This window comes from Sorangium sp. So ce448 (genome assembly GCF_051520915.1).
GTDB lineage: Bacteria > Myxococcota_A > Polyangia > Polyangiales > Polyangiaceae > Sorangium > Sorangium cellulosum_B.
Genome location: NZ_CP150343.1, coordinates 5,025,082 through 5,036,328, shown reverse-complemented (window position 1 = coordinate 5,036,328; position 11,247 = coordinate 5,025,082). Strand labels below are relative to the sequence as shown.

Annotated in this window: 10 protein-coding genes; 9 read left to right on the top strand and 1 reads right to left on the bottom strand. The window is 68.0% G+C overall.

Going from position 1 to position 11,247, the window contains the following annotated elements; all coding sequences use genetic code 11:
• Window positions 1-126, bottom strand: a complete 126-nt coding sequence (locus WMF45_RS18905; protein ID WP_437718273.1) for a hypothetical protein — start codon at window positions 124-126, stop codon at window positions 1-3.
• A gap of 142 nt (window positions 127-268) precedes the next feature.
• Between WMF45_RS18905 and WMF45_RS18900 the strand changes: the two genes are divergently transcribed.
• The 9 genes from WMF45_RS18900 to yjfF all read left to right on the top strand — a co-directional run bounded on the left by WMF45_RS18900 (window position 269) and on the right by yjfF (window position 11,211).
• Window positions 269-1,693 carry a M64 family metallopeptidase gene (locus tag WMF45_RS18900; RefSeq protein ID WP_437718272.1) on the top strand — a complete coding sequence of 475 codons (1,425 nt, stop codon included), beginning with the start codon at window positions 269-271 and terminating at the stop codon, window positions 1,691-1,693.
• Entirely contained in the window at window positions 1,672-2,256 is a 585-nt protein-coding gene (locus WMF45_RS18895) for a hypothetical protein (protein WP_437718271.1), read from the top strand. The genes WMF45_RS18900 and WMF45_RS18895 overlap by 22 nt, the downstream gene beginning before the upstream one ends.
• A 311-nt stretch (window positions 2,257-2,567) precedes the next feature.
• Entirely contained in the window at window positions 2,568-4,262 is a 1,695-nt protein-coding gene (locus WMF45_RS18890) for a ribulokinase (protein ID WP_437718270.1), read from the top strand.
• An 11-nt stretch (window positions 4,263-4,273) separates the two neighbouring features.
• Window positions 4,274-5,779, top strand: coding sequence for an L-arabinose isomerase (gene araA / locus WMF45_RS18885; protein ID WP_437719552.1), 1,506 nt, complete (start codon window positions 4,274-4,276; stop codon window positions 5,777-5,779).
• Window positions 5,780-5,789: 10 nt separating this feature from the next.
• Window positions 5,790-6,488, top strand: coding sequence for an L-ribulose-5-phosphate 4-epimerase (locus tag WMF45_RS18880; RefSeq protein WP_437718269.1), 699 nt, complete (start codon window positions 5,790-5,792; stop codon window positions 6,486-6,488).
• An 83-nt stretch (window positions 6,489-6,571) separates the two neighbouring features.
• On the top strand, window positions 6,572-7,543 hold the full coding sequence (locus WMF45_RS18875; RefSeq protein ID WP_437718268.1) for an ABC transporter substrate-binding protein: 972 nt from the start codon (window positions 6,572-6,574) through the stop codon (window positions 7,541-7,543).
• 46 nt (window positions 7,544-7,589) lie between these two features.
• Window positions 7,590-9,110 carry a sugar ABC transporter ATP-binding protein gene (locus tag WMF45_RS18870; RefSeq protein ID WP_437718267.1) on the top strand — a complete coding sequence of 507 codons (1,521 nt, stop codon included), beginning with the start codon at window positions 7,590-7,592 and terminating at the stop codon, window positions 9,108-9,110.
• Window positions 9,107-10,165 (top strand): ABC transporter permease, encoded by a 1,059-nt coding sequence (locus tag WMF45_RS18865; RefSeq protein ID WP_437718266.1) that lies wholly within the window; start codon window positions 9,107-9,109, stop codon window positions 10,163-10,165. The genes WMF45_RS18870 and WMF45_RS18865 overlap by 4 nt, the downstream gene beginning before the upstream one ends.
• Complete coding sequence (gene yjfF / locus WMF45_RS18860) at window positions 10,162-11,211, top strand: galactofuranose ABC transporter, permease protein YjfF (protein WP_437718265.1); 1,050 nt, start codon at window positions 10,162-10,164, stop codon at window positions 11,209-11,211. The genes WMF45_RS18865 and yjfF overlap by 4 nt, the downstream gene beginning before the upstream one ends.
• Window positions 11,212-11,247 lie beyond the last annotated feature (36 nt).

Sequence of the window (11,247 nt, the reverse complement as noted above, 5' to 3'; positions counted from 1 at the left end):
TCACGTGAACGTGAACGTGAACGTGAACGTGGTCGTCAACGGTTGGCCGTGAACGACCACGACCACGACCACGTTAACGACCACGACCACGTTAACGACCACGACCACGTTAACGTAAACGTTCACGTTGGTGAACGATGGTGGGTGAAGGGGGCGGGTTTCGTGCCCTGCGTGACGGAAGGGGCTTGGTTGACGCGTGGGGAGCCTCGGGGATGCGATACGGTGGAGCTCGGCGTGGACGTCGCCTGCGAAAGGTCGTGAGGTGAACATGATGAAGTCGAGCTTCCACCTGCACCTCTTGAGCGTCGTGGCGCTCTGCGCCTGCGGAGAGGCGCCGGACAGCCCCGCGGCGACGACCGACGGCGGGGGCCCGTCGGAGGGCAGCACCTCCTCGTCCGGCGGCTCTGCCAGCAGCGGAGCAACAGGCAGCGGAACTCCGGGCTCCGGCGGCGCAGGCGGCGCGGCCCAGAGCGGCTCGACCGGCACGGGCGCAGGGGGGAGCTTCGTGCCCGGCGGCACAGGAGGAGGCGACTCCGCTTACGTGCTCGATTGCGGCGCGAACGGCGTGGCCATCGAGAGCGCGGGCCCACCAGAGAACCGCATCAACTACGTCATCGTGGGCGACGGCTACGACGCCACGACCGTGAACACCACGTACCTCGAGCACATCGAGGAGGCGATGGCCAAGCGCTTCAGCAGCCCGATCGGCGAGCCGTACGGCAGGTATCGCAAGTTCGTCAACATCTGCGCCGTCAAGCTGGTCAGCCGCTCGAACGGCATCCCTGGAGCGCTCGGCTGCACGGGCGACGACGAGAGCCGCCTCGCGGAGTGCGACACCCGCGCGGCGGATCTGGCGCTCAAGGCGAACCTCCCCGAGGACTTCGAGGTCGACTGGCACGCCATCGTGTTGAACAACGATCGCTGGTGGAACACGGGCTCGGCCTGGATGCTCTGGTCCGGCGGGCACGAGGAAGCCGCCGGAGCGGCCCTGCACGAAGGCGGCCACGGCTTCCATCAGCTCGCCGACGAGTATTGCGCGAAGGCGACGGGCTCTGCCTGCGGCGCGAACACGTGCAGCGGCAGCGGCACGGAGTACGTCGAGGTGAACACCACGGGCAACTGCACGACGACGGCGGGCAAATGGGACAAGTGGCTGGAGTACGACGCCGTCGACGCCACCGGCGTCCAGGGCACGTTCATCGGCAGCCGCTACGTGGATAGCGGACAGTACCGCCCGTCCTCGAACTCGATGATGAACAGCCTGTTCGGAGACAACAAGAACACGAGCTTCAACCCGGTCTCGCGCGAGAAGATGATCATGGACATCTGGACGCGCATCAAGCCGATCGACTCGGCCGATCCGCCCGCAGGGGCCGTCACGGATCCGGCGACGCTCGCGGTGAAGGTGATCGATCCCGACGTCATCAGCGTGGATTGGACGCTCGACGGCGAGGTGATCGCGACGGACGGCGGCCCCGTCTACAACGTCGCCGCGGCGGGCCTCGCTTCGGGCACCCACACCATCGTCGCCAGGGCCTACGACAACGCCGGCGAAGAGCTGGTGCGCTACCGCAGCGGCGAGTGCCTCGACCCTCCTCCCTCGACCAATCCCCGCTACTACGATCCCTGCTGGGGTCGCGACAACTGGCCCCGCTCGCAAGAGACGGTGACGTGGACCGTGACGATTCCATGAGCTCGGCGCGCAGGCGCTGGTCGGTCGCCGCGCTGCTGCTCCTCGGCGCGGCGCTTTACCTCGTGCATCGCTCTCGAGAGCCCGACGCGCGACGGCTGCCTTCCTCCCGGCAGGAGACGTCGCGAGAGGAGGCGCCGCGCGAGGCAACGTCGCGCCGTGCGTCGAGCGAGCCGCCGGCGTCGACCGGCAGCACCGTGCTCGCCGCGGCGATCGACGACCTTCCCGTCATCGGGCCGAGCCCCGGCGACCGGCACGACGGCCCCGCCCACCCCCACCCCATCACGCAGCGCCACGTCGAGATCCAGCATGAGAACGGCCTGATCGGGCTGCTCAACGACGCGATGAGCGCGCGGAACGGCGCGCGCATGCGGGAGCTCGTGCACGAATATCGTCGCACGCATCCCGGCGACCCGAACCATCTCCAGGACGGCTACGAGATCATCGCGGACTGCCTCGACGCGCCTGGCGAGGCGTCGAGAGCGGCGGCGGAGGGCTACTACGCCGAGCATCGCGCCTCGACCGTGAGGCGCTTCGTGCGCAGGATCTGCCTCGAAGGCGGCTGAGCCGCTTCCCCACAGGCGTTCGCCAAGCTCGTTCGATCACGCTCAGGGCACGAAGCCCCCCTCCACCACCATCGGTCACCAACGGGAACGTTCACGTGGTCGTGGTCGTGGCCGTTGTGGTCGTCGCGTGAGCCGGCGGACCATCTCCCCCTCCCGGCCTCACCGCACGAGAAGAGAGTTGCAGCCTGGTTCATCCTCCGGGACGCGAGAACCGTCGCGATCCGGCAGATTGTGATTGACAGTCACATTGTGAACGTTCACATTTAACCCGGGGCACATCCTTACTGGCTTAGCTCGGTTAACGGGTCGTCATGAGCAAGGGAACATTCGTCATCGGGATCGATTTCGGCACCGACTCCGTTCGGGCGGTCGTCGCGGACACGCGGAACGGCGAGCTCGCGGGGGCCTCGGTCGCGCCCTACCCGCGCTGGGCGCAGGGCCTCTATTGCGACGCGCGCGCGCACCGGTTCCGCCAGCATCCGCTCGACTACCTGCATGCCATGGAGGCGTCCATCCGCGCGGCCCTGAACCAGGCGGGCAGCGACGTCGCCGCGCACGTGCGCGGGATCGCGGTCGATACGACCGGATCCACGCCGGTCCTGGCCGACGCGAAGGGCAGGCCTCTCGCGCTCAGCCCACGCTTCGAGGAGGACCCGGACGCGATGTTCATCCTCTGGAAGGACCACACCGCGGTGGCCGAGGCGGCGCGGATCAACAGCGTCGCCCGGACCTGGGGCGGCGTTGACTACACGAAGTACGAGGGCGGGGTGTACTCGTCCGAGTGGTTCTGGGCCAAGGTGCTCCACGTCCTCGAGACCAACCCGGCGGTCGCGCGCGCGGCGGTCACCGTCCTGGAGCACTGCGACTGGATCCCCGCCGTCCTGACAGGCACCGACGACCTCCGGCAGATCAGGCGGAGCCGCTGCGCCGCCGGGCACAAGGCGATGTGGCACCCGGAGTTCGACGGTTATCCCTCGAACGAGTTCCTGGCGAGGCTCCATCCGCGCCTGCCCGCGCTCAAGGCCACCCTCGGCTCGCAGACCTGGACCGCCGACGTGCCCTTCGGGACGATCTCGCCCGGGTGGGCCGCGACGCTCGGCATCCCGGACGATGTCATCGTCGCCGTCGGCGCCTTCGACGCGCACATGGGCGCGGTCGGCGGCAACATCCAGCCGAACCGCCTGCTCAAGGTCATGGGCACGAGCACGTGCGACATGCTCGTCGTCCCGAAGACCGGCGGGCCGGAGGTCCTCGTCGCCGGGATCTGCGGCCAGGTCGACGGCTCGATCCTCCCGGGCACGATCGGCTACGAAGCGGGGCAGTCCGCCTTCGGCGACGTCTTTGCCTGGTTCAAGCAGCTCCTTAGCTGGCCGCTCCTCTCCATCCTCCCTGCCCTGCCCGGCGAAGGCCACTCGCTCCGGACGACGGTCGCCGACGTGACGCTCGCCGATGCGGCGATCGATCGGATCATCCCCGAGCTGGAGCGGGCGGCCGCGGAGATCCCGCCGGCGCGGAGCTCCGTGCTGGCGCTCGACTGGCTGAACGGGCGCAGGACCCCGGACGCGGACCAGCGGCTCAGGGGCGCCATCGTCGGCCTCGATCTGGGCACGGACGCGCCGCGGATCTACCGCGCGCTCGTGGAGGGGATCGCCTTCGGATCGCGCGCCATCGTCGAGCGCTTCCGATCCGAGGGGCTCCGCATCGACGGCATCATCGGTGTCGGCGGTGTCGCGCGCAAGAGCCCCCTCACCATGCAGGTCCTCTCGGACGTGCTCGACATGACGGTCGAGGTCCGCGCCGGCGAGCAGCCGGTCGCGCTGGGCGCGGCGATGTTCGCCGCGACCGCCGCCGGCCTGCACGCCACCGTCGAGGACGCGCAGCGCGCGATGTCGCCTGGAACCGAGGCCCGGTATCTGCCGGACCCCACGCGCGCCAGGCTCTATGACGCGCTGTACCGGGATTACGTCGCGCTGGGATCGTTTGTGGAGAGGGAGTTGACGCAATGAGCGGGATCGCCATGCAGGATCTTCGAGAAGGCTTCGAGGTATGGTTCTTGACCGGCAGTCAGGACCTCTACGGTGAGGAGGCGCTGAAGCAGGTCGCCGAACACGCGCGGGAGATCGCCGCGTCCCTCGACGCCTCGGGCAAGCTCCCGGTCAGGGTCGTCTGGAAGCCGACGCTCAAGAGCCCCGAGGCGATCCTCGCCGTCTGTCGCGAGGCCAACGCGTCACCGCGGTGCGCCGGCGTGATCACGTGGATGCACACGTTCTCGCCCGCGAAGATGTGGATCGCGGGGCTCAAGCGCCTCGAGAAGCCGATCGCGCACCTGCACACGCAGTACGGCCGCGAGCTTCCCTGGGACAGCATCGACATGGACTTCATGAACCTGAACCAGTCGGCCCACGGGGACCGCGAGTTCGGGTACATCGGCGCTCGCCTGCGCATCGACCGGAGGGTTATCGTCGGCCACTGGACGGACGACGACGTCCTCGCCAAGCTCGACATCTGGGCGCGCGCCGCCTGCGCCATCACCGACGCGCGGCGGCTCAAGATCGCGCGCTTCGGCGGCATGAACATGAGAGAGGTGGCCGTCACCGGCGGCGACCGCGTCGAGGCGCAGGTCAAGTTCGGCTGGTCGGTCAACGGCTACGGCGTGGGCGATCTCGTGGGGCGCATCGCAGAGGTCGACGAGCGTGAGGTCGATCGCCTGGTGGCGGAGTACGACGAGGCGTACACCATCGCTCCCTCCCTGAGGAGGGGCGGAGATCGCCACGGGGATCTGCGGTACGCGGCGAAGCAGGAGGCGGCGATGCGCTCCTTCCTGAAGGAGGGCGGCTTCGGCGGCTTCACCACGACCTTCGAGGATCTGCACGGTCTCAAGCAGCTCCCCGGCCTCGCCGTGCAGCGCCTCATGAACGACGGCTACGGCTTCGGGGCGGAGGGCGACTGGAAGTCCTGCGGCCTGGTCCGCGCCCTGAAGGTCATGGCGACGGGGCTGCGCGGGGGCGTCTCCTTCATGGAGGACTACACGTATCACCTGGTCCCGGGGCACGAGCGCGTCCTCGGCGCGCACATGCTGGAGATCTGTCCGTCGATCTCCGCCGGGAGGCCGTCGCTCGAGATCCACCCGCTCTCGATCGGCGGCAAGGGGGACCCGTGCCGGCTCGTCTTCGACGCCGGGATCGGGCCCGCTGTGAACGTTGCCATGATCGACATGGGCGGCCGCATGCGGATCGTCGCCAACGACCTCGAGTCGGTGGCGCCCGACAAGGCGATGCCGAAGCTGCCTGTGGCGCGCGCGGTGTGGATCCCGAAGCCCAATTTCAGGCTCGCCTGCGAGGCGTGGATCCTGGCTGGGGGCGCCCATCACTGTGCCTACAGCCGCGCCGTGAGCATGGCGCACGTGGAGGACTTCGCCTCCATCGCCGGCGTGGAGCTGGTCCGCATCGGCGAAGGGACCGACATCCGCTCGCTCAAGAACGAGCTCCGCTGGAACGATCTCGCCTACCGGCTGGCGCACTGAGGGCCACGACGTGAGCGCGACCTATCGAGAGCTGCGCGAGCGCGCCTTCACGGCGAACATGGAGATCCCGCGCCGGGGGCTCGCGATCTACACGTTCGGCAACGTCTCGGCGTTCGATCGCGACAGGGGCGTCCTGGCGATCAAGCCGAGCGGCGTCCCTTACGATCGGCTGTCGGCCGACGACATGGTCGTGGTCGATCTGGAGGGGAAGGTGGTGGAGGGACACCTCCGCCCCTCCTCGGACACCAGGACGCATATCGTTCTGTATGCGAGCTTCCGCGGGCTCGGCGGCGTTGTGCACACGCACTCGACCTACGCGACCGGCTGGGCGCAGACAGGCATGCCGATCCCGATCTACGGTACGACGCACGCGGATCACCTGGCCGAGGACGTACCCTGCACCGAGGTGATGCGGCCGGACGCCGTGGAGGGCGACTACGAGACGGAGACGGGGAAGCAGATCATCGAGTGCTTCAGGGATCGTAACCCGCTTCACACACCGATGGTGCTGGTGGCGGGACACGGCCCGTTCGCGTGGGGAGAGGACGCCGAGAAGGCCGTGTACAATGCGGCGGTGCTCGAGGAGATCGCGCGGATGGCGTTCATCACCCGCACGATCCACCCGGGCGCCGCGCGCCTGCCGGACGCGCTCGTGCGCAAGCACTTCGACCGGAAGCACGGGAAACGGGCGTATTACGGGCAGAAGTGACGCCGGACGTCGGGGGACGACGGCGAGGACAAGTCAGGTGCCTCATGGAACGAGGCGATGGACGAGAGGAGACGAGCTGCGCCATGAAGAGGAGAAACTTTGTCACCACGGGGATGGTGGCGCTGGCAGGGCTGGCGCTGATCCTGGCAGGGCCGGGCTGTCAAAAGGAAAATAAGCAGATCACGCTCGGGTTCTCCCAGATCGGCGCGGAGAGCGAGTGGCGGACCGCGAACACGAAGTCGATCGAGGAGTCCGCCAAGGCGGCAGGGATCGATCTCAAGCTCTCCGACGCGCAGCAGAAGCAGGAGAACCAGATCAAGGCCATCCGGTCGTTCATCGCCCAGAAGGTCGACGTCATCGCGTTCTCGCCCGTGGTCGAGACCGGCTGGGAGCCCGTCCTGCGCGAGGCCAAGGAGGCCAAGATCCCCGTCATCCTGACCGATCGCGCGGTGGACACGAAGGACGACACCCTCTGGGTCAGCTTCATGGGGTCGGACTTCGTCGAGGAGGGCCGCCGCGCCGCGAAGTGGCTGGTCGAGAAGACGAAGGACCAGAAGGACCCGATCAACATCGTGGAGCTGCAGGGCACCGTCGGCTCGGCCCCCGCGATCGATCGCAAGAAGGGGTTCGAGGAGATCATCAAGGACAAGCCCCAGTTCAAGATCATCCGCTCGCAGACGGGCGACTTCACGCGCGCCAAGGGCAAGGAGGTCATGGAGGCGTTCCTCAAGGCGGAGGGCAAGAACATCAACGTCCTCTACGCCCACAACGACGACATGGCGATCGGCGCGATCCAGGCCATCGAGGAGGCGGGGTTCAAACCCGGCAAGGACATCCTCATCATCTCGATCGACGCGGTGAAGGGCGCGTTCGAGGCGATGATGGCCGGCAAGCTCAACGTGACGGTCGAGTGCAGCCCCCTCCTCGGGCCGCAGCTGATGAGCGCTGTGAAGGACCTGAAGGAGGGCAAGCAGCTGCCGAAGCGCATCGTCACCGAGGAGGGCGTCTTCCCGATGGAGACGGCCGCCCAGGAGTTCCCGAAGCGCAAGTACTGAGCGCGTGACGGCGGCGCCGCGGAGGCCGCCGGGGAGGACGTGAGCGATGCAGAGCGGAGCCGTGCCCGTGCTCGAGATGAAGCGGATCTCCAAGGGATTTCCTGGCGTACAGGCGCTCTCTTCCGTCGATTTTCGGATGCTGCCCGGGGAGGTGCACACGCTCATGGGGCAGAACGGCGCGGGGAAATCGACGCTGGTCAAGGTCCTGACCGGCGTCCACCCCCCGGATGACGGGCAGATCCTGCTCGAGGGCCGGGAGATCAGGCCCTCGAGCCCGCAGGGCGCGCAGGCGCTCGGCATCAGCGCCGTGTTCCAGGAGGTGAACCTCTGCCCCAACCTCTCCGTGGCCGAGAACATCTTCCTCGGGCGCGAGGACGCCGGCGTCTTCGCGATCCGGTGGGGGGAGATGCGCCGGAAGGCGAGCGCCCTGCTCTCGGACCTCAACATCCACGTCGACGTCACCGCGCCGCTCTCGACCTTCTCGATCGCCGTGCAGCAGCTCGTCGCGATCGCCCGCGCGATCTGCGCCCAGGCGAAGATCCTCGTCCTCGACGAGCCGACCTCGAGCCTGGCCGAGGACGAGGTGAAGACGCTCTTCTCCGTCATCCAGCGGCTCAAGGCGCAGGGGATGGCGATCCTGTTCATCTCGCACTTCCTCGACCAGGTGTTCGAGATCTCCGACCGGATCACGGTGCTGAGGAACGGTCAGCTGGTCAGCGAGACGCCGGCCGCCGAGCTGTCGCGCATGGAGCTCGTCACGCGGATGGTCGGGCGCGAGGTGTCGGAGGACGGTCCGGCCCGGGCCGAGCGCGCGCGGGCGGCGTCGGCGGGCGGACAAGCGCCCCTGTTGCGGGCGCGAGGGCTCGGCAAGAAGGGCTCGGTCAGCGATGTCGATCTCGACGTGCAGCGCGGCGAAGCGCTCGGCCTCGCCGGCCTCCTGGGCGCCGGAAAGACGGAGACGGTGCGGCTCTTGTTCGGGCTCGACGGGGCGGACCAGGGATCCATCGAGATCGACGGGGAGCCGGCGCGCATCGGCTCGCCGCTCGACGCGATCGCGCGCGGCCTCGGCTTCTGCCCCGAGGACCGGAAGGTCGAGGGGATCCTCGGCGACCTCTCGCTGCGCGAGAACATCGTCGTCGCCCTCCAGGCCAAGCGCGGCATCTTCCGCAACCTGTCCCGGGACGAGCAGGACGACATCGCCCGCCGCTACATCCAGCAGCTCGGCATCGTGGCCGCCGACGCGGAGGTGCCCATCTCCAAGCTGAGCGGCGGCAACCAGCAGAAGGCGCTCCTGGCGCGCTGGCTGGTGACCGATCCGCGCATGCTCATCCTCGACGAGCCGACCCGCGGCATCGACGTGGCGGCCAAGGGCGAGATCATGGGCAAGGTCATGGAGCTCTGCGATCGGGGCATGGCGGTGGTGCTCGTCTCCTCGGAGATGGCCGAGGCGCTGCGTTACTCTGACCAGGTCGTCGTCCTGCGCGACCGGCGCAAGGTGGCGGAGCTCGCCACGGACAAGACGGACGAGCAGGCGGTCTACCAGATCATCGCGGGAGGTCAGCCGTGAGCGCGGCCGCCGCCTCCCTGCGCCGGCTCGCCAGCCGGAACGCGTTCTGGCCGCTGGCGATGCTCGGCTCCCTCCTGCTGTTCAACCTCGTCAGCAATCCGCAGTTCTTCGCGATCACGGTCAAGGACGGCCACCTCTACGGCAGCGTCATCGACATCCTGAACCGCGCGTCGCCGCTCATGATCATCGCCATGGGGCTCACCCTGGTGATCGCGACCCGCGGCATCGACATCTCCGTCGGCGCGGTCGTGGCCATCTCGGGCGCGGTCGCGGCGGTGCTGATCGGCGGCGAGCTCTCGCCGAGCGGCGGGACCGGCATGGTGGACGCGACGCGTGTCCCGCTGCCGATCGTCATCTGGAGCGCGCTGGGCGTGGCGCTGGCGCTCGGCATGTGGAACGGCACGCTGGTGTCGATCTTCGGCATGCAGCCGATCATCGCGACCCTGATCCTGCTCGTCACGGGGCGAGGCATCGCCCAGCTCATCACGGGCGGCCAGATCATCACCATCTACTACAGCCCGTATCACGTCATCGGGAACGGCTTCCTCCTCGGGATCCCGGTCTCGCTGTTCATCGTGGCGGGCGTGAGCGCCGTCGTCTGGCTCTTGACCCGCAAGACCGCGCTCGGGATGTTCATCGAGGCGATCGGCGTGAACCCGGTCGCCTCGCGGCTGACCGGGATCCGCGCGCGCACGATCACCTTCGCCTGTTACGCCGTGTGCGGCCTGTGCGCCGGCATCGCCGGGCTCATCGTGAGCTCGAACGTCAAGAGCGCCGACGGGAACAACGCGGGCCTCCTCTTCGAGCTCGACGCCATCCTGGCCGTGGTCCTGGGCGGGACGTCGCTCTCCGGGGGCAAGTTCACGCTGGGGGGGAGCGTCGTCGGCGCCCTGATCATCCAGACGCTCACCACCACCATCTACTCCGCCGGCGTGCCCCCGGAGGTCAACCTGGTGGTGAAGGCGCTCGTCGTCTTCCTGATCACCATCCTGCAGTCGCAGAAGGTCAGGGATCTCATCGCAAAGCAACGGACGAGGAGGGTGGTCACATCATGATCGACACCGCCGCCGTGACCGGACGGAGCGGCACCATCGCCGCGCCCGGACGGAGCGGCACCACCGCCGCGACCGGGCGCGCCGTCCGGATCGACCCGAGGCACCTGCCGCTCGCTGTCACCAGCGGCCTGTTCGTGCTCATGTTCGCGGCCGGGTCGTACCTGTTCAACGGGTTCTTCTCGCTGCAGGTGTTCCTCAACTTCTTCATCGACAATGCGTTCCTCTTGATCACCGCCATCGGGATGACCTTCGTCATCCTCTCCGGCGGGATCGACCTTTCGGTCGGCTCGGTCATCGCGCTGACAACGATGGTCTCGGCGTCGCTCGTCGAGAAGCACGGCGTGAGCCCGGCCGTGGTCATCCCGCTCGTGCTGGCCATGGGCTCGGCCATCGGCCTCGTGATGGGGGTCGTCATCCAGTACTTCAAGGTGCAGCCCTTCATCGTCACGCTGGCAGGCATGTTCCTGGCGCGCGGGCTCTGTTACCTCATCAGCATCGACTCCATCACGATCCGCAACGGTTTTTACGTTGACGTCTCGTCGCACCGCATTCCGTTCCTGTTCGACACCTCGATCACCTGGAACGTGGTCATCGCGCTCGCGCTGTTCGCCGCGGCCATTTACATCGCCCACTACACGAGCTTCGGCCGCACGGTCTATGCGATCGGCGGCAGCGAACAATCCGCCCTGCTCATGGGCCTGCCGGTGCCACGGACCAAGGTGCTCATTTATACCTTGAGCGGCTTCTGTTCGGCGCTGGCAGGCGTCGCCTTCACGTTCTACATGGTGTCCGGCTACGCGCTGCATGCCGGCGGAATGGAGATGGACGCAATCGCCGCCGTCGTCATCGGCGGCACCCTGCTGACCGGCGGCCATGGTACGGTCGTCGGCACCCTGTTCGGTGTGCTCATCTACGGCACCATCCAGACCCTCATCATGTTCGAGGGCACGCTCAGCTCCTGGTGGACCAAGATCGTCATCGGCCTGCTCCTCCTGGTCGCCTGCCTGCTCCAGCGGCTCTTCGAGCGGCGCGCCCGTACGGCGTGACACGACGTGGATGAAATGCATTCCGCCAGGGTCCGT